This window comes from Streptomyces sp. NPDC091272 (assembly GCF_044757485.1).
GTDB lineage: Bacteria > Actinomycetota > Actinomycetes > Streptomycetales > Streptomycetaceae > Streptomyces.
Genome location: NZ_JBIVVC010000001.1, coordinates 951,942 through 975,484 on the forward strand (window position 1 = coordinate 951,942; position 23,543 = coordinate 975,484).

General features: G+C 71.2%; 20 protein-coding genes and 1 riboswitch. Of the genes, 19 read left to right on the forward strand and 1 reads right to left on the reverse strand.

From position 1 onward, the window contains the following. The first annotated feature begins 599 nt into the window (after positions 1–599). From ACIQM4_RS03875 to ACIQM4_RS03960, 18 genes are all read left to right on the forward strand, one after another. Entirely contained in the window at positions 600–2,369 is a 1,770-nt protein-coding gene (locus ACIQM4_RS03875; protein WP_401586115.1) for a DUF5941 domain-containing protein, read from the forward strand. After that, the gene (locus ACIQM4_RS03880) at positions 2,366–3,103 is read left to right on the forward strand and encodes a sugar phosphate nucleotidyltransferase (protein WP_401585516.1); all 738 of its coding nucleotides are present in this window, start codon (positions 2,366–2,368) and stop codon (positions 3,101–3,103) included. Before ACIQM4_RS03875 ends, ACIQM4_RS03880 begins: the two co-directional genes overlap by 4 nt. After that, positions 3,091–4,158, forward strand: coding sequence for an iron-containing alcohol dehydrogenase family protein (locus tag ACIQM4_RS03885; RefSeq protein WP_401585519.1), 1,068 nt, complete (start codon positions 3,091–3,093; stop codon positions 4,156–4,158). Before ACIQM4_RS03880 ends, ACIQM4_RS03885 begins: the two co-directional genes overlap by 13 nt. Continuing rightward, the gene (locus tag ACIQM4_RS03890; RefSeq protein WP_401585522.1) at positions 4,133–4,915 is read left to right on the forward strand and encodes a CDP-alcohol phosphatidyltransferase family protein; all 783 of its coding nucleotides are present in this window, start codon (positions 4,133–4,135) and stop codon (positions 4,913–4,915) included. Before ACIQM4_RS03885 ends, ACIQM4_RS03890 begins: the two co-directional genes overlap by 26 nt. Before the next feature lie 50 nt (positions 4,916–4,965). Then, complete coding sequence (locus tag ACIQM4_RS03895; protein ID WP_401586117.1) at positions 4,966–5,811, forward strand: glycosyltransferase family 2 protein; 846 nt, start codon at positions 4,966–4,968, stop codon at positions 5,809–5,811. 102 nt (positions 5,812–5,913) lie between these two features. Beyond that, positions 5,914–6,843, forward strand: a complete 930-nt coding sequence (locus ACIQM4_RS03900; protein WP_401585525.1) for an ABC transporter permease — start codon at positions 5,914–5,916, stop codon at positions 6,841–6,843. 58 nt (positions 6,844–6,901) lie between these two features. Beyond that, the gene (locus ACIQM4_RS03905) at positions 6,902–7,687 is read left to right on the forward strand and encodes an ABC transporter ATP-binding protein (RefSeq protein WP_401586119.1); all 786 of its coding nucleotides are present in this window, start codon (positions 6,902–6,904) and stop codon (positions 7,685–7,687) included. A gap of 408 nt (positions 7,688–8,095) precedes the next feature. Continuing rightward, positions 8,096–8,998: a squalene synthase HpnC gene (gene hpnC / locus ACIQM4_RS03910; protein ID WP_401585528.1), complete on the forward strand. Its 903-nt coding sequence runs from the start codon at positions 8,096–8,098 to the stop codon at positions 8,996–8,998. Further along, positions 8,995–9,945: a presqualene diphosphate synthase HpnD gene (gene hpnD / locus ACIQM4_RS03915; RefSeq protein WP_401585530.1), complete on the forward strand. Its 951-nt coding sequence runs from the start codon at positions 8,995–8,997 to the stop codon at positions 9,943–9,945. The genes hpnC and hpnD overlap by 4 nt, the downstream gene beginning before the upstream one ends. A 214-nt stretch (positions 9,946–10,159) precedes the next feature. After that, complete coding sequence (hpnE, locus tag ACIQM4_RS03920; protein WP_401585533.1) at positions 10,160–11,572, forward strand: hydroxysqualene dehydroxylase HpnE; 1,413 nt, start codon at positions 10,160–10,162, stop codon at positions 11,570–11,572. Next, entirely contained in the window at positions 11,569–12,660 is a 1,092-nt protein-coding gene (locus ACIQM4_RS03925; RefSeq protein ID WP_401585536.1) for a polyprenyl synthetase family protein, read from the forward strand. The genes hpnE and ACIQM4_RS03925 overlap by 4 nt, the downstream gene beginning before the upstream one ends. Before the next feature lie 140 nt (positions 12,661–12,800). Beyond that, entirely contained in the window at positions 12,801–14,798 is a 1,998-nt protein-coding gene (gene shc / locus ACIQM4_RS03930) for a squalene--hopene cyclase (RefSeq protein WP_401585539.1), read from the forward strand. Positions 14,799–14,833: 35 nt separating this feature from the next. After that, positions 14,834–15,499 carry a 1-hydroxy-2-methyl-2-butenyl 4-diphosphate reductase gene (locus ACIQM4_RS03935; RefSeq protein ID WP_401585542.1) on the forward strand — a complete coding sequence of 222 codons (666 nt, stop codon included), beginning with the start codon at positions 14,834–14,836 and terminating at the stop codon, positions 15,497–15,499. Positions 15,500–15,504: 5 nt separating this feature from the next. Further along, a complete protein-coding gene (hpnH, locus tag ACIQM4_RS03940) occupies positions 15,505–16,527 on the forward strand; it encodes an adenosyl-hopene transferase HpnH (RefSeq protein ID WP_401585544.1) in 1,023 nt (340 codons plus the stop codon). 138 nt (positions 16,528–16,665) lie between these two features. Next, positions 16,666–18,564: a 1-deoxy-D-xylulose-5-phosphate synthase gene (dxs, locus tag ACIQM4_RS03945; protein ID WP_401585546.1), complete on the forward strand. Its 1,899-nt coding sequence runs from the start codon at positions 16,666–16,668 to the stop codon at positions 18,562–18,564. 4 nt (positions 18,565–18,568) lie between these two features. Next, complete coding sequence (locus ACIQM4_RS03950) at positions 18,569–19,999, forward strand: aspartate aminotransferase family protein (RefSeq protein ID WP_401585549.1); 1,431 nt, start codon at positions 18,569–18,571, stop codon at positions 19,997–19,999. A gap of 93 nt (positions 20,000–20,092) precedes the next feature. Then, positions 20,093–20,713: a helix-turn-helix domain-containing protein gene (locus ACIQM4_RS03955; protein WP_401585551.1), complete on the forward strand. Its 621-nt coding sequence runs from the start codon at positions 20,093–20,095 to the stop codon at positions 20,711–20,713. 1 nt (position 20,714) lies between these two features. Next, positions 20,715–20,972 (forward strand): DUF6126 family protein, encoded by a 258-nt coding sequence (locus tag ACIQM4_RS03960; protein ID WP_401585553.1) that lies wholly within the window; start codon positions 20,715–20,717, stop codon positions 20,970–20,972. A 167-nt stretch (positions 20,973–21,139) separates the two neighbouring features. On the opposite strand, the gene ACIQM4_RS03965 is transcribed toward ACIQM4_RS03960, so the two are convergent. Continuing rightward, positions 21,140–21,940: a tyrosine-protein phosphatase gene (locus ACIQM4_RS03965; protein WP_401585556.1), complete on the reverse strand. Its 801-nt coding sequence runs from the start codon at positions 21,938–21,940 to the stop codon at positions 21,140–21,142. Between the two features lie 311 nt (positions 21,941–22,251). Beyond that, positions 22,252–22,460: riboswitch (cyclic di-AMP (ydaO/yuaA leader) on the forward strand. 4 nt (positions 22,461–22,464) lie between these two features. Between ACIQM4_RS03965 and ACIQM4_RS03970 the strand changes: the two genes are divergently transcribed. Continuing rightward, complete coding sequence (locus ACIQM4_RS03970; protein ID WP_401585559.1) at positions 22,465–23,463, forward strand: peptidoglycan DD-metalloendopeptidase family protein; 999 nt, start codon at positions 22,465–22,467, stop codon at positions 23,461–23,463. The last annotated feature ends 80 nt before the right edge of the window (positions 23,464–23,543 follow it).

The window sequence follows — 23,543 nt, forward strand, 5'->3', positions numbered from 1 at the left end:
GACTGAACACCGTTGTCATGTGCCCTGACCTGCGGAAATGAGCCCTGGTCAGAGAGCCGGGCGATCACCTCAGGCTGACGGCGCCGACCGTGCGCGGCTGCTGAGCGACCTCACCCGCCGGACGGGAGGGCCCGGGTTCGTGGGGGTGCGCCGGCCACGGCTCGTGGAGTGGGGCGGGCCCTGGCTCGTGGGGGCGGGTGGCCCCGGCATGGGGAGTGCGCGGGCCCCGGCTCGTGGGGCGGGTGGCCCCGGCTCGTGAGGTTCGCGGGCCCCGGCTCGGGGGGTGCGCGGGCCCCGGCTCGTGAGGTGCGCGAGCCCCGGCTCGTGGGGCGGGTGGCCCCGGCTCGGGGAGGTGCGCGGGCCCCGGCTCGTGAGGTGCGCCGGCCGCGGTTTGTGGGGCGGCCGGGGAATCGACCATGATGATCGCGGCGGTCGTACGACTGCCAGGCCCGACCCCTGCGGATGCGTGAACGGGCAGTGAAATCCCGCCCCCATCCATCCGATAGCCTCTGCCGATGCCGCCCCGCCCGCCCCTGTGCGGACGCACCGCGCGGTTTCCGAAGCCGCGTACGAGGCCCTTGCCCAAGGAGTGAGTTCGTCTGTCGACCGCCATCCTCACCGGCCCGCCGGTTCCCGGATCGTCGCTCGAGGGCGATCTGCGGTCGCTGGGCTTCGACGTGCGGTCCGCCGCAGACCCCGCCGAGACCGCGAGACTCCTCGACGAGGTGCCGTCCGGTGACCGCGTCGCCCTCGTCGACCCGCGCTTCGTCGGCCACCTGCACTCGCTCCGCCTCGGTCTGACCGACCCCCGCTTCCCCGCGGCTGCCGTCCCCGGCGCGGTCACGGCGCAGCCCGAGGCCCGTACCGCGCTCGGCCGGGTACTGCGCACGGCGCCTGCGGCGGGCACCCCCGAAGCGGTCGCCCGCGCACTCGACGCGGAGGGCGTCGCCGTGCAGCGGCCCGAGCTCGGCGCGCTCGTCGCCGCGGTGCCGGCCGACCAGGTCTCCCGTACCGAGGCGGAGCAGGCGGTCGCCGCCGTCGACGACGAGGCGATCCGGCTGCGTACGGCGGTGAAGTCCCGCGACGGGTTCTTCACCACGTACTGCATCAGCCCGTACTCCCGCTACCTCGCCCGCTGGTGCGCCCGCCGCGGGTTCACGCCGAACCAGGTCACCACCGCCTCGCTGATCACCGCGCTGATCGCGGCCGGCTGCGCGGCGACCGGCACCAGGGGCGGCTACGTCGCGGCCGGGATCCTGCTGCTCCTCTCCTTCGTGCTGGACTGCACGGACGGACAGCTCGCCCGCTACTCGCTCCAGTACTCGACGATGGGCGCCTGGCTCGACGCCACCTTCGACCGCGCCAAGGAGTACGCCTACTACGCGGGCCTCGCTCTCGGCGCGATCCGCGGCGGCGACGACGTCTGGGCCCTGGCGCTGGGCGCGATGGTCCTCCAGACCTGCCGGCACGTCGTGGACTTCTCATTCAACGAGGCCAACCACGACGCCACCGGCAACACCAGCCCCACCGCCGCCCTCTCCGGAAAGCTCGACAGCGTCGGCTGGACGGTCTGGGTGCGCCGGATGATAGTGCTGCCCATCGGTGAACGATGGGCCATGATCGCCGTCCTCACGGCCCTCACCACCCCCCGCATCGTCTTCTACGCCCTTCTCGTCGGCTGCGCCTTCGCCGCCTGCTACACGACGGCGGGGCGCGTGCTGCGCTCGCTGACCCGGCGCGCGACGCGCACCGACCGGGCGGCGCAGGCACTCGCGGACCTCGCGGACTCGGGCCCGCTCGCCGAGTGGTTCAAGAAGGGCGCCGTCCGCCTCTCCGGCACCTACCGGGCCCCGGTCATCGCCTTCCTCGCCATGGCGCAGCTGCTCGCGGCGGCCCTCGTGTCCGGCGGCACCTGGAGCTTCGTGGGCTCGGCGGCCTTGTACGCGGTGCTGGCCGGATTCACCGTCGCCGTGCCGCTCAAGGGCCCACTCGACTGGCTGGCCCCGCCCTTCTTCCGGATCGCCGAGTACTGCACCGTACTGATCCTCGCGGTCCAGGCCGACCTGCCGGGCGCGCTTCCCGCCGCGTTCGGGCTGGTCGCGGCGGTCGCCTACCATCACTACGACACGGTGTACCGCATCAAGGGCGGCACCGGAGCCCCACCGCGCTGGCTGGTGCGGGCGGTCGGCGGCCATGAGGGCCGCACGCTGGTGGTGGCCGTTCTCGCCGCCCTGTCGACGACCGTCGACCTTCCCCTCGCGCTCACGGTCATCGCCGTGGCCGTGGCCCTGGTGGCGGGCGCCGAGAGCATTCGTTTCTGGGTCTCCTCGGGAGCACCCGCCGTACACGACGAAGGAGAACCCGCATGATCGGCCTGGTACTGGCGGCGGGCGCCGGACGGCGTCTGCGTCCCTACACCGACACGCTGCCCAAGGCTCTCGTGCCGGTGGACGGTGACACCACCATCCTCGACCTCACCCTGGGCAACTTCGCCGAGATCGGTCTCACCGACGTCGCGATCATCGTCGGCTACCGCAAGGAAGCCGTCTACGACCGCAAGGCGGCACTTGAGGCCAAGTACGGCCTCAACATCACCCTGATCGACAACGACAAGGCCGAGGAGTGGAACAACGCCTACTCCCTGTGGTGCGGCCGCGACTCGATCCGGCACACGGTGATCCTCGCCAACGGCGACACCGTGCACCCGGTCTCCGTCGAGAAGACGCTGCTCGCCGCCCGCGGCGAGGGCAAGAAGATCATCCTCGCGCTCGACACGGTGAAGCAGCTCGCCGACGAGGAGATGAAGGTGATCGTCGACCCCGCCACGGGTGTCAGCCGGATCACCAAGCTGATGGACCCGGCCACCGCCACCGGTGAGTACATCGGCGTCACCCTCATCGAGGGCGAGGCCGCCGACGAGCTGGCCGACGCCCTGAAGACCACCTTCGAGCGGGACCCCGACCTCTACTACGAGGACGGCTACCAGGAGCTCGTCAACCGTGGCTTCCGGATCGACGTGGCCCCGATCGGCGACGTCAGGTGGGTCGAGATCGACAACCACGACGACCTCGCCAAGGGCCGGGAGATCGCGTGCCTGTACTGACCCGGCTGATCCCCTCGCCGCTGACCGTCGACATCTCCTCCGGAGCACTCGACGACCTCGCAGGCCTCCTCGCGGACCAGCGGATCTCCGGCTCCGGCTGCCTGGCGATCGCCATCAGCGGCGGCTCAGGCCAGGCCCTGCGCGAGCGTCTCGCACCGGTGCTGCCCGACGCCGACTGGTTCGAGGTCGCCGACGGGACGATCGACTCGGCCGTCCAGCTGGCCGACGACATCAAGGGCAAGCAGCGGTACGACGCGGTGGTCGGACTCGGTGGCGGGAAGATCATCGACGTCGCCAAGTACGCGGCGGCCCGCGTCGGGCTGCCCATGGTCGCGGTCGCGACCAACCTGGCCCACGACGGGCTCTGCTCCCCGGTCGCCACCCTCGACAACGACAACGGGCGCGGCTCCTACGGAGTCCCCACCCCGATCGCCGTCGTCATCGACCTCGACGTGATCCGCCAGGCCCCCGACCGGTTCGTGCGGTCCGGGATCGGCGACGCCATCTCCAACATCTCCTGCGTCGCCGACTGGGAACTCGCCCACGAGGTGCACGGGGACCCCATCGACGGCCTCGCCGCCGCGATGGCCCGCCAGGCCGGCGAAGCGGTCCTGCGCCACCCCGGCACCATCCGTGACGACGCCTTCCTCAAGGTGCTCGCCGAAGGCCTGGTCCTCACCGGCATCTCCATGACCGTGGCCGGCGACAGCCGCCCGGCCTCCGGCGCCTGCCACGAGATCAGCCACGCCTTCGACCTGCTCTTCCCCCGGCGCGCGGCGCCGCACGGAGAACAGGTGGCCATCGGTGCCGCGTTCGCCATGCACCTGCGCGGCGCCCGCGAGGAGGCCGCGCTCTTCGCCGACGTACTGCGCAGGCACGAACTGCCCGTACTGCCCGGCGACATCGGCTTCACCGTCGACGAGTTCGTCCAGGCCGTCGAGTACGCCCCGCAGACCCGCCCCGGACGCTTCACCGTCCTGGAACACCTCGACCTGTCCGCAGACCAGATCAGGGACGCTTACGCCGACTATGTCAAGACGACCATCAGTAGCTGAACTCCGTCCCGTCGTTCATCCCGCGGGCGTCAAGGACCGGCGCAGCGGTGAGCACTGGGGCGGACGCCTGTACATGCGCGAGATCTCCCTGCGCGTCGACCGGTACCTGGTCAACACCAAGATCACCCCCAACCAGCTCACGTACGTCATGACCGTGTGCGGCGTCCTCGCCGCGCCCGCCCTGCTGGTGCCCGGGATCTGGGGTGCGGTGCTCGGCGTGGTCGCCGTCCAGCTCTACCTGCTGCTCGACTGCGTCGACGGCGAGGTCGCCCGCTGGAAGAAGCAGTTCTCGCTCAGCGGGGTCTACCTCGACCGGGTCGGCGCCTACCTGACGGACGCCGCGGTTCTCGTCGGCGTCGGCCTGCGCGCGGCCGACATCTGGGGGCACGGGCGCATCGACTGGCTGTGGGCCTTCCTCGGCACGCTGGCCGCGCTCGGCGCGATCCTGATCAAGGCGGAGACCGACCTCGTCGGCGTCGCCCGCCACCAGACGGGCAAGGCGCCGGTGGCGGAGTCGGCCAGTGTGCCGCGCTCGTCCAAGATGGCACTGGCCCGCCGGCTGGCGTCCATGCTCCAGTTCCACCGGCTGATCCTCGGCATCGAGGCGTCGCTGCTGATCCTGGTCCTGGCGATCTTCGACGCGGTCCGGGACGACCTGTTCCTCACCCGGCTCGGGGTCGCAGTCTTCGCGGGCATCGCTCTGCTCCAGACGCTGCTGCACCTGGTGTCCATCCTCGCCTCCAGCAGGCTCAAGTGAGCGCGGAGCGGGGCGGCGCACCCCTGAAGGTCGGCGCGGTCATCATCACCATGGGCACCCGCCCCGACGACCTGTGCGCCCTCATCGACTCGGTCCGCAAGCAGGACGGCGACCCGGTCGACATCGTGGTGGTCGGCAACGGCACCCCCGTCACCGGTGTCCCGGACGGCGTACGCACCGTGGACCTGCCCGAGAACCTCGGCATCCCCGGCGGCCGCAACGTCGGCATCGAGGCCTTCGGGCCCGCCGGCACGGACGTCGACGTCCTGCTCTTCCTGGACGACGACGGCCTGCTGCCGAACACCGACACCGCCGAACTGTGCCGCCGCGCCTTCGAGGCCGACCGCGAGCTCGGCATCATCAGCTTCCGGATCGCCGACCCGGAGACCGGCGTCACCGCGCGCCGGCACGTGCCGCGGCTGCGCGCCTCGGACCCGATGCGCTCCTCCCGCGTGACCACCTTCCTCGGCGGCGCCAACGCCGTCCGTACGAAGGTCTTCGCGGAGGTCGGCGGACTGCCCGACGAGTTCTTCTACGCGCACGAGGAGACGGACCTGGCCTGGCGGGCACTCGACGCCGGCTGGGCCATCGACTACCGCGCGGACATGGTGCTCAACCACCCCACCACCTCGCCCGCCCGGCACGCGACCTACCACCGCATGGTGGCCCGCAACCGGGTCTGGCTGGCCCGCCGCAACCTGCCCGCCCCGCTGGTCCCGGTCTACGTCGGGGTGTGGCTGCTGCTCACCCTGGCCAGGCGGCCGTCGGGTGAGGCGCTCAAGGCGTGGTTCGGCGGCTTCAAGGAGGGCTGGGCCACCCCCGCGGGTCCGCGACGCCCCATGAAGTGGCGTACGGTATGGCGGCTGACCCGACTGGGCCGACCACCCGTCATCTGACAGGCTCGGGTGGGCGAGCACCGGATCTGCCCCTGGTAGCCGGCCATCCGCGCTCCCGCGCCCGACCGGTTTGCGCATCTTTGAAGACGAAAGTTTCCACTTGTGAGTGACACTTCCCAAGACGGAGCGGTCGCTGTGAGCGCCCCTCCCTCTTCCGACGAGGGCCTGACCCCGGCGCAGCTCGCCGCCAAGTACCACCTCTCGGTGAGCGGCGCCAGGCCCGGGTTCAGCGAGTACGTACGGCAGCTGTGGGGGCGCCGCCACTTCATCATGGCCTTCTCCTCGGCGAAGCTGGCGGCGCAGTACAGCCAGGCCAAGCTGGGACAGCTGTGGCAGGTGGCGACCCCGCTGCTCAACGCGCTGGTCTACTTCCTGATCTTCGGGCTGATCCTGAACGCGGGCCGGGGGATGACCAAGGACGTCTACATCCCCTTCCTGGTCACCGGCATCTTCGTGTTCACCTTCACCCAGAGCTCGGCGATGGCTGGGGTGCGGGCCATCTCGGGGAACCTGGGGCTGGTGCGGGCCCTGCACTTCCCGCGGGCGTCGCTGCCGGTCTCGTTCTCCCTGCAGCAGCTCCAGCAACTGCTGTACTCGATGATCGTGCTGCTGGTGATCGTGGTCTGCTTCGGCAACTTCCCGCGACTGTCGTGGCTGCTGGTGATCCCGGTGCTGGCGCTCCAGTTCCTGTTCAACACCGGCCTCGCGCTGATCATGGCGAGGATGGGTGCCAAGACGCCCGACCTGGCCCAGCTGATGCCGTTCATCATGCGGACCTGGATGTACGCGTCCGGCGTCATGTTCAGCATCACCGAGCAGCTGAAGGAGCAGCCGGCCTGGATCGCCGACGTCCTCCAGTGGAACCCGGCGGCCGTCTACATGGACCTGGTGCGCTTCGCACTGATCGACGGGTACGGGGCGGAGCACCTGCCGCCGCACGTCTGGGCGGCCGCGGTGATCTGGGCGGTGCTCTTCGGAGCACTGGGCTTCGTGTACTTCTGGAAGGCTGAGGAGCGTTACGGCCGTGGCTGAGGACAACAAGGCCGAGGGCAACCAGGCCGTGGAGAACAACGCCGGGGGCAACCAGGCCGTGGGCGACGTCCCGCAGGGGCGCGTTCCCACCGTCATCGCCGACGACGTGCACATCGTCTACCGCGTGCACACCGGCGGCGGCGGCAAGGGCGGCGCCACCGCCGCGCTCAACCGCATCATGCGGGGCAAGAAGGGCCAGGACACCCGAGGGGTCCGCAAGGTGCACGCCGTACGCGGCGTGTCCTTCACGGCCTACCGTGGCGAGGCCATCGGCCTGATCGGGTCCAACGGTTCCGGCAAGTCGACCCTGCTGCGTGCCATCGCGGGCCTGCTGCCCGCCGAGAGCGGCAAGGTCTACACCGACGGCCAGCCCTCGCTGCTCGGCGTCAACGCCGCCCTCATGAACGACCTGACCGGCGAGCGCAACGTCATCCTCGGCGGCCTCGCCATGGGCATGTCGCGCGAGCAGATCCGCGAGCGCTACCAGGGCATCGTCGACTTCTCCGGCATCAACGAGAAGGGCGACTTCATCACGCTGCCCATGCGGACCTACTCCTCCGGCATGGCGGCGCGTCTGCGCTTCTCCATCGCGGCGGCCAAGGACCACGACGTACTGATGATCGACGAGGCCCTGGCCACGGGTGACCGGAAGTTCCAGATCCGCTCGGAGGAAAGGATCCGCGAACTCCGCAAGGAGGCCGGCACGGTCTTCCTGGTGAGCCACAGCAACAAGTCGATCAGGGACACCTGCGACCGGGTCCTGTGGCTCGAAAAGGGAGAGCTGCTGATGGACGGCCCCACCGACGAGGTCGTCAAGGCGTACGAGAAGGAGACCGGCAAGTAACCGTCGGTCACCCAAGGCCAGGGCCCCCGCCGGAACCGGCGGGGGCCCTGGCTCTGTACGGCCCTCCTGACCCGCCTCACGGAGCGTCAGGATCCGGCCGCCCGGCCAACCGGCCCGCCGTCGGGGAAGGTTGGCCGGGATCGGAGTGTTGTCGTAATGCGCACAACACCCCGCGGAGATGCTTCGCGTTGTACAACGTAAGCTGTACCGGTGCTGATTCGTGGCAAGTGGGGCTAATGCCCCCCTGGGGCCCTGTCCCAGAGCACTCGCCGCCGTCCGACGGTGGGCGGCGTGTCCGAAATGGGATGTTTTGAGTCAGCAGTGTAGAACGGGAGGTGTGACGGCAATGGCTTGGGAAATTCTCCAGCTCCGAGACGCTCTCGCCGTCCTCGTGGAGGGCGGTCGGCGATGACCTCGGTCCGGGACGTGCGCCCCGGCGCCCCCGCGCGCACCACCCTCGACAAGGCCGCGGACGAGAACTTCCCCGTGGCGCCCTTCTTCCTGCCCCGCGCCTGGCGCGACGACCTGATGGCGGTGTACGGGTACGCCCGCCTGGTCGACGACATCGGTGACGGGGACCTCGCGCCCGGCGGCGGGGACGCCGTACACCTCGGGCTCGATCCGGCACAGGGCGACGACAGGCTCGCCATGCTGGACGCCTTCGAGACCGACCTGCACCGGGTCTTCGACGGCACCCCCAGGCACCCGCTGCTCGCCGCCCTCCAGCCGGTCGTGCGCCGCCGCGCCCTCACCCCCGAGCCGTTCCTCGGGCTGATCGAGGCCAACCGGCAGGACCAGACGGTGAGCCGCTACGCCACCTACGAGGAGCTCCTCGGCTACTGCGAGAAGTCGGCCAACCCCGTCGGCCGCCTCGTCCTGGCCCTCACCGGCACCACCAGCCCCGAACGCGTCCGGCGCTCCGACGCCGTCTGCACCGCCCTGCAGATCGTGGAGCACCTCCAGGACGTGGCGGAGGACCTGGGCCGGGACCGCATCTACCTCCCGGCCGAGGACATGGCGCGCTTCCGCGTGTCCGAGCAGGACCTCGCCGCGCCGAGCGCCAACTCCTCGGTGCGCTCCCTGATCGCCTTCGAAGCAGAACGCGCCTCACTTCTCCTGAATGAAGGCACCCCGCTCGTGGGTAGCGTGCACGGCAGACTGAAGCTTCTGCTGGCCGGTTTCGTCGCCGGTGGCCGCGCCGCCCTCAAGGCGGTACACGCCGCCGGATTCGACGTACTCCCTGGACCGCCCAAGCCCACCAAGCTCAGTCTGCTGCGCGAAGTGGGAGCGACTCTGCGAAGAGAGGGGTGAGCCGGACCGTGGAGGGACTCGAAGAGAGGTCCGCACCGGTACTCGCCGCGTACAGCTACTGCGAGGCGGTGACCGGACAGCAGGCGCGCAACTTCGCGTACGGCATCCGGCTGCTGCCCACCGACAAGCGCAACGCGATGTCCGCGCTCTACGCCTTCTCCCGGCGCGTGGACGACATCGGCGACGGCATGCTGCCGCCCGACGTCAAGGAGAAGCGGCTCGGGGAGACCCGGGCGCTGCTCGCCCGGATCAGCGCGGGTGACGTCGAGGAGGACGACACCGACCCGGTGGCCGTCGCCCTCACCGACGCGGCCCGCCGCTTCCCGATCCCGCTCGGCGGGCTCGACGAGCTGATCGACGGTGTCCTGATGGACGTCCACGAGGCGACCTACGAGACCTGGGACGACCTGAAGGTGTACTGCCGGTGCGTCGCGGGCGCCATCGGGCGGCTCTCGCTGGGCGTGTTCGGCACACCGTCCGGCGCACGGGACGCGGCCCGCGCCCCCGAGTACGCCGATACGCTCGGGCTCGCCCTGCAGCTCACCAACATCCTGCGGGACGTCCGTGAGGACGCGGGCAACGGGCGTACGTATCTGCCGGCCGAGGATCTCGCCAAGTTCGGCTGTGCGGAAGGCTTCCACGGCTCCACCCCGCCGCCCGGCTCGGACTTCGCGGGCCTCGTGCACTTCGAGGTGCGGCGCGCCCGCGCACTGTTCGCCGAGGGCTACCGGCTGCTGCCGCACCTCGACCGGCGCAGCGGTGCCTGCGTCGCCGCCATGGCGGGCATCTACCGCAGGCTCCTGGACCGCATCGAGCGTGACCCCGAGGCGGTCCTGCGTGGCCGGGTCTCGCTGCCGGGACGCGAGAAGGCGTACGTCGCCGTGCGCGGACTCTCCGGCCTCGACGCGCGGCACATCTCCCGGCAGAGCGCCAGGAGGCGTCCTTGAAGGGGGCAGGAAGAGCGTTTCACGTGAAACCGTCGGATTCGTCGCACACCCGTGGCGAGTTGTGCGGCCCGCGAGGGACGTGGCCGGGCGAGCCGTGGAACCGGCCGCGGGCGTGCGATTCGTCGCGACGGTGCGCAACCCCGCGGTGGTCTGACGCGTCCCTGACTGCGACGGCCCGACGGGCCCGCAGCACGGACGGTTCGGGGGAGGGCGCATGACGCACGGCACCATGCCGCCCGCCCGCACCTCCGACACCCCCGGGCCCACCGCGGTCGTGGTCGGCGGCGGCCTCGCCGGGGTCACCGCCGCGCTCGAACTCGCGGGCGCCGGCGTGCGCGTCACCCTGCTCGAAGGACGGCCCCGGCTCGGCGGACTCGCGTTCTCCTTCCGGCGCGGTGAACTCACCGTGGACAACGGCCAGCACGTCTATCTGCGCTGCTGCGCCGCCTACCGGTGGTTCCTGGAGCGGATCGACGGCGCCGCGCTGGCGCCGCTGCAGCGCCGGCTGGACGTCCCCGTGCTGGACGCCGCCGCTCCGCACGGCCGTCGGCTCGGACGGCTGCGGCGCACCGCGCTGCCCGTGCCGCTGCACCTGGCCGCCAGTCTCGCCACGTATCCGCACCTGTCCCTCGCCGAACGGGCGTCCGTGGGGCGGGCCGCGCTGGCACTGGGCAGCCTCGACCCCGCCGATCCCGCGCTGGACGACACCGACTTCGCGACCTGGCTCGCGAAGCACGGACAGTCGGCCCGTACGATCGAGGCGCTCTGGGACCTGGTCGGGGTCGCCACGCTCAATGTGCGGGCCCCGCAGGCCTCACTCGGGCTCGCAGCCAAGGTCTTCAGGACGGGACTGCTCTCCGCGCCGGGCGCCGCCGACATCGGCTGGGCCCACGTGCCGCTGGGCGAACTGCACGACACCCTGGCCCGCAAGGCACTCGACTCGGCGGGGGTGCGCACCGAACTGCGCACCAAGGCCGACTCCTTGTCCCGTACCAACAGCGGCAGCTGGGTCGTCGACGCGGGCGGCGAGCTGATCACCGCCGACGCCGTCGTCCTCGCCGTACCGCAGAAGGAGACGCACGGCCTGCTGCCCAAGGGTGCGCTCGACGAGCCCGACCGGCTGCTGGAGATCGGCGTCTCGCCGATCCTCAACGTGCACGTCGTGTACGACCGCAAGGTCCTGCGCAAGCCCTTCTTCGCCGCCCTCGGCACCCCCGTGCAGTGGGTCTTCGACCGGACCGAGGCGTCCGGGCTGACCGGCGGCGGGCAGTACCTGGCGCTGTCCCAGTCGGACGCCGCCGACGAGATCGACCTGCCGGTCGCCGAGCTGAGGGAGCGTTACCTCCCCGAGCTGGAGCGGCTGCTGCCCGCCACCCGTGGCGCCGAGGTACGGGACTTCTTCGTCACCCGGGAGCGGACCGCGACGTTCGCCCCCGCCCCCGGCGTCGGACGGCTGCGCCCCGGCACCCGCACCCGGGCATCCGGCCTCTACCTGGCCGGCGCGTGGACCGACACCGGGTGGCCCGCGACCATGGAGAGCGCCGTGCTCAGCGGCCTCGGCGCCGCACAGGCAGCGCTCTCCACCCTCGGCAGGCCCTATGAGATTCCGCCACTGGAGGCGGCATGAGCATCAGCACTGGAACAAGAGGAGAGCCTGTGACCCCGGCGAACCCGGCTGTCGACACCGTGGACATCGCTGCGCTGTTGGAGCGCGGCAGGGACATGTCCGCCCCGGTGCTGCGTGCCGCCGTGGACCGGCTCGCGCCGCCCATGGACACCGTCGCGGCCTACCACTTCGGGTGGATCGACGCCCAGGGCCGTCCCGCCGACGGCGACGGCGGCAAGGCCGTCCGCCCCGCGCTCGCCCTGCTGTCCGCGGAGGCCGCGGGCGCGACGCCCGAGGTCGGGGTGCCCGGCGCGGTCGCCGTGGAACTCGTGCACAACTTCTCGCTGCTGCACGACGACCTGATGGACGGCGACGAGCAGCGCCGCCACCGCGACACCGTGTGGAAGGTGCACGGCCCCGCCCAGGCCATCCTCGTCGGTGACGCGCTCTTCGCGCTCGCCAACGAGATCCTGCTGGAGATCGGCACGGTCGAGGCGGGCCGTGCGACCCGCCGGCTGACCACAGCCACCAGGAAGCTGATCGACGGCCAGGCACAGGACATCTCCTTCGAGCACCGCGACCGGGTCACCGTCGAGGAGTGCCTGGAGATGGAGGGCAACAAGACCGGCGCCCTCCTCGCCTGCGCCGTCTCCATCGGCGCGGTGCTCGGCGGCGCCGACGACAGGACCGCCGACACCCTGGAGGCGTACGGCTACCACCTCGGCCTCGCCTTCCAGGCCGTCGACGACCTGCTCGGCATCTGGGGCGACCCGGACTCCACCGGCAAGCAGACCTGGAGCGACCTGCGCCAGCGCAAGAAGTCGCTGCCGGTCGTCGCCGCGCTCGCCGCGGGCGGCCCGGCCTCCGAGAAGCTCGGTGAACTCCTCGCGGCGGACGCCGAGTCGCACGACTTCGACACCTTCTCCGAGGAGGAGTTCGCCACCAGGGCGGCCCTCATCGAGGAAGCCGGCGGACGCGAGTGGACCACCCAGGAGGCCCGCCGCCAGCACGCGGTCGCCATCGAGGCCCTGCACGGTGTCGACATGCCGGAACAGGTACGGGCGCAGCTGACCGCGCTCGCCGACTTCGTGGTCGTACGGAAGCGGTGACGGCCACCCGGCGTACGACCGGCCTCTTTGGGGGCTAGCTCCCAGGGCCCCAGCAGTCGCCGCCAGGACCGTCGCCCACGGCGGTCCTGGCGACGGAAACCCCAGCACAGCAGATAGTCCGACTGCACGGAGGGGAAACCATGACAGCGACGACCGACGGTGGTTCCGGGACCGTGGACCCCGGAACGACTGCGGCCAGCCAGACCGACACCGCCACCACCGCCACCACCGACGCGCCCGACGTCATGGCCGCCGCGCGGCGGGCCACGGACCTGGCGGTGGCGAATCTGCTCGCCCGCCAGGACGCCGAGGGCTGGTGGAAGGGCGACCTGGAAACCAATGTGACCATGGACGCCGAGGACCTGTTACTCCGGCAGTTCCTGGGCATCCAGGACGAGAAGACGGTACAGGCGGCGGCGCTCTTCATCCGCGGGGAGCAGCGCGCCGACGGCACCTGGGCCACCTTCTACGGCGGTCCCGGCGACCTCTCGGCCACCGTCGAGGCCTACGTGGCCCTGCGGCTGGCCGGGGACCTCCCGGACGAGGCACACATGACCCGGGCCGCAACCTGGGTGCGCGCCCGCGGCGGAATCGCCGCGAGCCGGGTCTTCACCAGGATCTGGCTGGCGCTGTTCGGCTGGTGGAAGTGGGACGACCTGCCCGAGCTGCCACCCGAGTTGATCTTCTTTCCCAAGTGGTTCCCGCTCAACATCTACGACTTCGGGTGCTGGGCACGCCAGACCATCGTTCCGCTGACGGTGGTCTCGGCGAAGCGGCCGGTGCGGCCCGCACCCTTCGCCCTCGACGAGCTGCACTCCGACCCGCGCCGCCCCAACCCGCCCAAGCGCCTCGCCCCTCCCACCAGTTGGGACGGGCTCTTCCAGCGGTTGGACAAGGCACTGCACCTCTACCACCGGTTCGCCCCGCCGCTCGTGCGGCGCTCGGCGATGAAGGCAGCCGCCCGGTGGATCGTCGAGAGGCAGGAGAACGACGGCTGCTGGGGCGGCATCCAGCCACCGGCCGTGTACTCGCTGATCGCCCTGCACCTGCTGGGCTACGACCTCGGACACCCGGTGATGCGGGCCGGCCTGGAGTCGCTGGACCGCTTCGCGGTGTGGCGCGAGGACGGGGCGCGGATGGTCGAAGCCTGTCAGTCACCGGTCTGGGACACCTGCCTCGCCACCATCGCGCTCGCCGACGCGGGCGTGCCCGCCGACGACCCGGCGCTGGTCAAGGCCGCCGACTGGATGCTCGCCGAGGAGATCGTACGGCCGGGTGACTGGGCGGTGCGCAGGCCGGAACTCCCGCCGGGCGGCTGGGCGTTCGAGTTCAGCAACGACAACTACCCCGACATCGACGACACCGCCGAGGTCATCCTCGCGCTGCGCCGGGTGGCCCACCCGGACCGGGGGCGGACCGAGGGGGCCATCGCGCGCGGAGTGCGCTGGAACCTCGGGATGCAGTCCAAGAACGGCGCCTGGGGCGCCTTTGACGCCGACAACACCAGCGCGTTCCCCAACCGGCTGCCGTTCTGCGACTTCGGCGAGGTCATCGACCCACCGTCCGCCGACGTCACCGCGCACGTGGTGGAGATGCTGGCCGTCGAGGGCAAGGCGCACCACCCGCGCACCCGGCGCGGCATCACCTGGCTGCTCGCCGAACAGGAGGACAACGGCGCCTGGTTCGGCCGCTGGGGCGTCAACTACGTCTACGGCACCGGCTCGGTGGTGCCCGCGCTCACCGCCGCGGGACTGCCCGGGTCGCACCCCGCGATCCGGCGGGCGGTGACCTGGCTGGAGTCCGTGCAGAACGACGACGGCGGCTGGGGCGAGGACCTGCGCTCCTACAAGGAGGCCGGCTGGGCCGGGCACGGGGTGTCCACCGCCTCGCAGACGGCCTGGGCGCTCCTCGCGCTGATCGCGGCGGGGGAGAGCGAATCCAAGGCCACCGAGCGGGGCGTCGCCTGGCTCGCCGGGACCCAGCTGCCGGACGGTTCGTGGGACGAGCCGCACTTCACCGGCGCCGGGTTCCCCTGGGACTTCTCCATCAACTACCACCTGTACCGGCAGGTGTTCCCGCTCACCGCACTCGGCCGGTACGTCCACGGGGAGCCCGTGTTCCCCACCTCCAGGTCCTGATCCGAGCCGTCACAACGCCCGCTGAGGGGGCTGAATTGACCCGAACCCCGGGTTCGGCTGAACCCGGTACCACCAGGCCGCTGTTGATCGCCTGCGCGCTCGGCATCGAACGTCTCGCGCTGCGCGGCGGCGACCGCCGCGGCGCGGTGGGGCCCGTCCTCGTGCTCCGTACGGGAATGGGTCCCGAGGCGGCCGACTACGCGGTCGCGCGCACGCTCGGCGAGGAGGGCGGCGCCAAGGACGCGGCCGTCATCGCGTCCGGGTTCTGCGCCGGGCTCGCCGCCGGGATGCGGCCCGGCGACCTGATCGTCGCCACCGAGACCCGCGACAGCCGGGGCGCCACCGTCTGTACGGACGTGGAGCCGCTGGCCGACGCGGTGGCCAGGGCGCTGCCGGAGCGGGTGGTCCACACCGGGCCGCTCGTCGGCAGTGACCACGTCGTGCGCGGCGCGGCCGAGCGGGCCGCGCTGCGGGCCACCGGCGCGATCGGCGTGGACATGGAGTCCGCGGCCACCCTCGCCGGTGCGCTGCGGGCCGGGCCGCGGCCCGTGGCCGCCGTCCGGGTGGTGGTGGACGCACCCGAGCACGAACTTGTCCGGCTCGGCACGCTCGGCGGCGGGATATCGGCTTTCCGCGTGCTTCGCCAAGTACTGCCCGCGTTCTATGAATGGCACCGTTCTTTGTTGCTCCCCAGGAGGTGAGCCAGATGGCAATGCCGCTTCGTCAGACCATCAGGGTCGGGACGTATCTCTTCGAACAGAAGCTCCGCAAACGCGACAAGTTCCCGCTGATCGTCGAGCTGGAACCGCTTTTCGCCTGCAACCTCAAGTGCGAGGGCTGCGGGAAGATCCAGCACCCGGCCGGGGTGCTGAAGCAGCGCATGCCGGTGGCGCAGGCCGTGGGGGCGGTGCTCGAATCGGGCGCCCCGATGGTCTCCATCGCCGGTGGCGAACCACTGATGCACCCTCAGATCGACGAGATCGTGCGTCAGTTGGTGGCGAAGAGGAAGTACGTCTTCCTGTGCACGAACGCCATGCTGCTGCGCAAGAAGATCGAGAAGTTCACGCCGTCGCCCTACTTCGCCTTCACGGTGCACATCGACGGGCTGCGCGAGCGGCACGACGAGTCGGTGGCGAAGGAAGGCGTCTTCGACGAGGCGGTGGAGGCGATCAAGGAGGCCAAGCGGCGCGGCTTCCGGGTCACCACCAACTCGACCTTCTTCAACACCGACACCCCCCAGAACATCATCGAGGTGCTGAACTACCTCAATGACGACCTGGAGGTGGACGAGATGATGATCTCGCCCGCCTACGCCTACGAGAAGGCTCCCGACCAGGAGCACTTCCTGGGTGTGGAGCAGACCAGGGAGCTCTTCAAGAAGTCCTTCGCCGGCGGCAACCGGCGGAAGTGGCGGCTGAACCACTCGCCGCTGTTCCTGGACTTCCTGGAGGGCAAGGCCGACTTCCCGTGCACGGCGTGGGCGATCCCGAACTACTCCCTGTTCGGCTGGCAGCGCCCCTGCTACCTGATGAGCGACGGGTACGTCCCCACGTACCGGCAGCTCATCGAGGAGACCGACTGGGAGAAGTACGGACGCGGCAAGGACCCGAGGTGTGCGAACTGCATGGCGCACTGCGGGTACGAGCCGACGGCCGTCCTGGCCACCATGGGCTCGCTCAAGGAGTCGATCCGGGCGGCCCGGGAGACCGTGGCGGGCAACCGCGGATGAGATGAGGGCCGCCGGAGCCCCGGAGCACCGGGGCTCCCCGTGCCGCCGGCCGGGCCGCTCGCGGCGCGCCGCACCCCGCGGCGCGTCCGGGCCCGGTCGGCGGCGGCCGGCGAACAGCAATCCGAGAGGGGGCCGTACGTGGCGATCTTGGAAGGTATCCGAGGTCCACGGGACCTGAAGGCGCTGGACGAAGAAGAGCTCGTCGAACTGGCCGGGGAGATCCGGCAGTTCCTGATTCAGGCGGTCGCCAGGACCGGGGGCCACCTCGGACCGAACCTGGGTGTGGTGGAACTGACCGTCGCACTGCACCGCGTCTTCGACTCACCGGTCGACCGGATTCTCTGGGACACCGGCCACCAGTCCTACGTGCACAAGCTGTTGACCGGTCGTCAGGACTTCTCCAAGCTGCGTGGCAAGGGCGGCCTCTCCGGCTACCCGTCGCGCGAGGAGTCCGAGCACGACGTCATCGAGAACTCGCACGCGTCCACCGTGCTCGGCTGGGCGGACGGGCTGGCCAAGGCCAACCAGGTACGGGGACTGCCCGACCATGTCGTCGCGGTCATCGGCGACGGGGCGCTCACCGGCGGCATGGCCTGGGAGGCGCTCAACAACATCGCCGCGGCCAAGGACCGACCGCTGATCATCGTCGTCAACGACAACGAACGGTCGTACGCGCCGACCATCGGCGGCCTCGCCGACCACCTGGCGACACTGCGGACCACCGACGGCTACGAGCGGTTCCTGTCCTGGGGAAAGGAACTGCTCCAGCGCACACCGGTGGTCGGACAGCCGCTGTACGAGTCGCTGCACGGCGCAAAGAAGGGGTTCAAGGACGCCTTCGCGCCGCAGGGCATGTTCGAGGACCTCGGGCTCAAGTACGTCGCGCCCGTCGACGGACACGACGTGGCGGCCGTGGAGTCCGCGCTGCGCCGGGCGAAACGCTTCCACGGCCCCGTACTGGTGCACTGCCTCACCGAGAAGGGCCGCGGCTACGCCTTCGCCGAGCAGGACGAGGCGGACCGCTTCCACGCGGTGGCGGCGATGGACCCGTTGACCTGCGAACCGCTGACGCCGGGCGGCGGACCCTCGTGGACGTCGGTCTTCGGCGACGAGATGGTGAAGATCGGGGCGGAGCGCCCCGACGTGGTGGCGCTGACGGCGGCCATGCTGCATCCGGTGGGGCTGACCAAGTTCGCCGAGGCCTACCCCGGCCGGGTGTGGGACGTGGGCATCGCCGAGCAGCACGGCGCGGTGTCGGCGGCGGGACTGGCGACCGGGGGCCTGCATCCGGTGTTCGCGGTGTACGCGACCTTCCTCAACCGCGCCTTCGACCAGGTGCTGATGGATGTCGCCCTGCACAGGTGCGGGGTGACCTTCGTACTCGACCGGGCCGGTGTCACCGGCACCGACGGACCCTCGCACAACGGCATGTGGGACATGTCGATCCTCCAGGTGGTGCCGGGCCTGCGGATCGCCGCACCGCGCGACGCCGCGCAGCTGCGGGCGCAGCTGCGGGAGGCGGTGGCGGTCGACGACGCCCCGACCGTGGTGCGCTTCCCCAAGGAGACGGTGGGCCCCGAGTACCCGGCGCTCGGCAGGGTCGGCGGTCTGGACGTGCTGCACCGGGACGAGGAGCCCGAGGTGCTGCTGGTGTCGGTCGGGGCGCTGGCGGGAGTCTGCCTGCAGACGGCGGAGCTGCTCAAGGAGCGGGGCGTACGGTGCACCGTCGTCGACCCGCGCTGGGTGAAGCCCGTCGACCAGGCCCTCGCACCGCTCGCCGCCCTGCATTCACTGGTCGCGGTCGTGGAGGACAACTCCCGCGCATCCGGGGTGGGTTCGGCGGTCGGCCAGGTGCTGCGGGACGCCGACGTCGACGTGCCACTGCGGACGTTCGGCATTCCGGAACAGTTCCTCGCGCATGCCAGGCGCGCGGAGGTGCTGGCCGACATCGGGCTCACGCCCGTCGAGATCGCGGGCCGCATCGGCGCCGCCCTGGCTCCGTACAGGTCCCATCACACGGTGCAGAAGGAGAGTTGACGCAATGGCGGAGGACGCGCCCAAGGACCCGGGCCCCACCGGGAGTTCGGACCGCAAGGGCTTCGACCTGGCGGGGCTGCTCGCCGCCCGCGGCGGGGAGCGGTACGAGCTGCACACCCGGTACCTCAATCACCAACTGCCGCGGATGCTGCACACCATCGGCTTCGACCGGGTCTACGAGCGGGCCGAGGGTGCGTACTTCTGGGACGCCGAGGGCAACGACTACCTGGACATGCTGGCCGGGTTCGGGGTGATGGGGCTCGGCCGCCACCACCCCGTCGTACGCAAGGCCCTGCACGACGTGCTCGACGCCTCGCTCGCGGACCTGACCCGTTTCGACTGCCAGCCGCTGCCCGGACTGCTCGCGGAGAAGCTCCTCGCGCACAGTCCGCACCTGGACCGGGTGTTCTTCGGCAACAGCGGGGCCGAGGCGGTGGAGACCGCCCTGAAGTTCGCCCGCTACGCGACCGGCCGGCCACGGATCCTGTACTGCGCGCACGCCTTCCACGGGCTGACCACCGGGGCGCTCTCGGTCAACGGCGAGAGCGGATTCCGGGACGGCTTCGCTCCCCTGCTCCCCGACACGGCGATCGCGATGGGCGATCTGGAGGCTCTGGAAAGGGAGTTGCGGCGCGGCGACGTCGCGGGCTTCGTCGTGGAGCCGATCCAGGGCAAGGGGGTGCAGATGAGCCCGCCCGGATTCCTGCGGGCCGCCCAGGAGCTGCTGCACCGGCACAAGGCGCTGCTGATCGCCGACGAGGTGCAGACCGGCCTGGGGCGGACCGGGGACTTCTACGCGTACCAGCACGAGGAGGGCGTCGAGCCGGACCTGCTGTGCGTCGCGAAGGCACTGTCGGGCGGATACGTACCGGTCGGGGCGACCCTCGGCAAGGACTGGATCTTCAAGAAGGTCTACTCGTCGATGGACCGGGTGCTCGTCCACTCGGCCAGCTTCGGCTCCAACGCACAGGCGATGGCGGCCGGGCTCGCGGTGCTGTCGGTGATGGAGGACGAGCAGATCGTCGCGAACGCCCGGCGGACCGGTGAGTTGCTGAGGACCAGGCTGGCGGCGCTGATCGACAGGTACGAGCTGCTGCACGACGTGCGGGGGCGCGGGCTCATGATCGGCATCGAGTTCGGCCGTCCGCAGTCCCTCAAGCTGCGCGGCCGCTGGACCATGCTCCAGGCCGCCCGCAAGGGCCTCTTCGCCCAGATGGTCGTGGTGCCGCTGCTCCAGAAGCACCGCATCCTCACCCAGGTGTCCGGCGACCACCTCGAAGTGATCAAACTGATCCCGCCGCTGACGGTGGGGGAGAAGGAGGTCGACCGGTTCGTCGACGCCTTCACCGCGGTGATGGACGACGCGCACAGCGGAGGCGGCCTGATGTGGGACTTCGGCAGGACGCTGGTGAAGCAGGCGGTTGCGAACCGCTAGCAGACGGGGCGCGGGCGCGAGGCCGATTGATGTGTTTTTGCCTCTGAGGCAAGAAGTTTGCCTCGGGGGTAAACCATCTGCGTCAATGGACGCATGACGCCACGCCTGGAAGACGCGGCCGACGGCTCGGGCAATTCTCCGGACGAGCTGCCTGCGGTCGCTCCCCACCTGCGCGAACTCCGTCGCCGCAGCGGCCTCACGCTGGAGGCCGCGGCCCGGCGGGCCGGGCTCTCGCCCGCGCACCTGTCCCGGCTGGAGACCGGCAGACGCCAGCCTTCGCTGCCGATGCTGCTGGCGCTCGCCCGTGTCTACGGTACGACCGTCTCGGCCCTGCTGGGCGAGAGCCCCGGTGACCGGGACGCCGTACTGCGCGCCGGAGACATGACCGCCGTCGAGGCCGACGGCTGGACCTACCGGCAGGCGGGGGGCCCCGGGCGGGCCATGCAGACGCTGCGCGTGCACGTGCCGCACGCCGCGCAGAGCGATCTGGTGCGCGTACACCCGGGGGAGGAGTGGCTGTACGTCCTCGAAGGGCGGCTGCGGCTCGTCCTGGGAGAGAGCGTCCACCTCCTGGACGAGGGGGACAGCGCCCACTTCGACTCGCTCACCCCGCACCGGATCACCGCGGTGACGTCGGCCGGTGCCGAACTGCTGTTCGTACACACACTGATGCAGAGCGCCGCCGCCGGGCTCTGCCTGCCCCAGGAGTCATGAGATGCCGGAGCTCAGCGAGTCCCAGACCGCCGCGATGGCCGCGATCGCGCGGGCCGCACAGGAGGCGGCCCGCGACGAGAGGCACGACGCCGGCCGCAAGGCCGACTGGAACGACGGGGCGGGCCGGCCCGGTGTGCTCGGTTTCGTCGAGGACCGGGCGCCGCGCGGGCTGGTGCTGCGGGTCTTCCTGTACGTCGCGGTGGGCCACGTCTTCGCGGCCTTCGTCTATCTGCTGTTCACCCTCGGGGGCAAGGGCTGAGGCGGTTCGGACGGCGGCCGGGGCCGCTCGGCGCCGTGCCCCGGCAGGGCGGGGCGAGGCCGCTTGCCGCCGTGTCCCGGCGGGGCGGGGGCGAGTTGTGTTCCGGAGGGCCGGGGGCGGGTCGTGTCCCGGGCAGGGCGGGGCGGGTCGTGTTCCGGAGGGGCGGGCTATGCGGTGAGCCGCTCGCGCAGTGCCTCGCGGGTCTGCGGCGTGAGCTTCAGGCCCTGCGTCAGGTAGGTCTCGGTGTCGCCCCACGTGTCCGCGATGGCGGCGAAGGCCGCCTCCAGGTAGTCGGCGCGGGCGTCGAAGAGCGGTGCGAGCAGAACCATCACCTCCTCGTTCGTCGCCTCCGGGGAGCTGCTGCTGCGGCGCACCTTGTAGCGGCGGTGCGGGTCGTTCGACTTGACGTAGTCCGCGACTATCGCCTCCCGCTCGACGCCGACCGCCAGGAGGGTCACCACGACCGCCAGGCCCGCCCGGTCCTTGCCGGCCGCACAGTGCATCAGGGCGGGCACGCTGTCCTCGGCGAGGGCGTGCAGGACCCGGCTGTGGTCCGCCGTGCGGTCCAGGATCATCCGCCGGTACGAACCGCTCATGCGGGCGGCGGCCTTGCCGTCGTCGAGGATCTCGCGCAGCTGGTCGATGTTGCCGTCACGCACCATCCGCCAGAACTCGGCGCCGTCCGCCGGGTCGCTGAGCGGGATGTTCACGTTCCGCACCCCGGCGAGCTCGATGTCGGGCCCCTCCATCGCCTGGTCCGCGGCATTGCGGAAGTCGAAGACGGTGTGAAGCCCCAGTGAACGCAGGAACGCCGCGTCCTCGGCGGTGGCGTGCGCCAGGTGGCCGCTGCGGAAGAGCCGTCCGTGCCGCACCGTGCGACCGTCCTCGGTCGGCAGGCCGCCCACGTCCCGGCAGTTCCGTACTCCTGCCAGGTCGGGCTCGGCCGACGGCGATACCTGCTGCGTCACGAGTGCTCCTCACACGGTCGTACGCCGGCCCGGAGAGTGCCGACGGCGGCACGGACAGACGATACGACATGACCCGCCGAAATAGGTGCCTTAGGCACCCAAGTTGCCCCGGTACGGGGCGGAGTGAGCAGAATCATACGGAGCGGTGGCCCTGGTCCCACGGGCCGTCAAATGGCAGGCCAGGGGCGGCTGATGACGGCAGTGACGGAAATGGATCACAGGGAGAGCCGTGAAGAAGGAGTGCCGAGGGAAAGGAGAAGAAGAGAACGGCTTGTTCGGAAGGTCCGCACTCGCTTACGGTCACCGTCAATCCGGGTGGACCGCCGAATCCTGCCACCGCTCGGAATCCGCACCCATGACTTCTTCGTGTGGCAGGAGCGGGGGACCCAGGTAGTACGCCGGAACCGGAAGCGCTCGTCCGCCGGTCCGGCTCGGGGTGAAGCCGTACTCCTCAGGGAGTGCGGCCGGGCATCTCCAGCCCGAACCCGACAGCTCACCTCGCAGGCGCCGGAGAGGAATCCGTCATGCCTGCAAAGGGTAAGCACCGCCGCCCCAAGTCCAGCTCCACGCTCACCCGTGGCTTCGTCGCCGCGGGTACGGGCGGCGCCGCACTGGCGCTCCCGCTGATCGGAGCCACCGGCGCGCACGCGGCCGACAAGGGCGCCGCTCCCGTCGCCCAGCCGCAGAAGGCACTGCTCAAGCAGCTGCCCCAGCAGCGGACGGCCCACCTCCCGGCCGCCGCGCCGCAGGCCGACGCCAAGAAGACCGGCAACCGCACGTACTCCGTGGTCACCGGCGACAACCTGTCGAAGATCGCCGCGGCGGAGAGCGTGCGCGGCGGCTGGCAGAAGCTGTACACGGACAACGAGTCGGTCGTCGGCGAGGACCCGTCGCTGATCCTTCCCGGCATGAAGCTCACCCTCGGTGGCAAGGCGCCCGCGGGGTCGGGTGACTCCCGCGACGCCGCGCACGGGACGAAGGCCACGGCGCCCGCGCCGCGCCAGCAGGCCGAGCGCACCGAGAAGCGCGTCGAGCAGCGCACGGAGCAGCGCACCGAGAAGCGGACCGAGGAGCGCAAGCAGAGTTCCGCTCCCGTCGAGCGCAAGCAGAGCTCCGGTTCCGGCTTCACCGCGCCCGTCCAGGCCGGCGTCTCCACCCCGTACCGCGCCTTCGGCGGCAGCTGGTCCAGCGGTTACCACACCGGTGTCGACTTCCGCGCCTCCTCGGGCACCCCGGTCCAGGCCGTCGGTGCGGGCACCGTCGTCTCCGCGGGCTGGGGCGGCGCGTACGGCAACGAGATCGTCATCCAGCACTCCGACGGCCGCTACTCGCAGTACGGACACCTGTCCGCGCTGAACGTCCGCTCCGGTCAGAGCGTCTCCGGCGGCCAGCAGATCGGCTACTCCGGCTCGACCGGCAATTCCACCGGACCGCACCTGCACTTCGAGATCCGCACCGGTCCCGGCTACGGCTCGGACGTCGACCCGCTGGCCTACCTGCGCGGCCACGGCGTGTCGCTCTGACCGCACGCCCACGGGCGGCCCCGGGCCGCCCCGCGTAAGTGCGTCCCCCCACCACCGGCCCGTCCGGCGCACGCACGCCC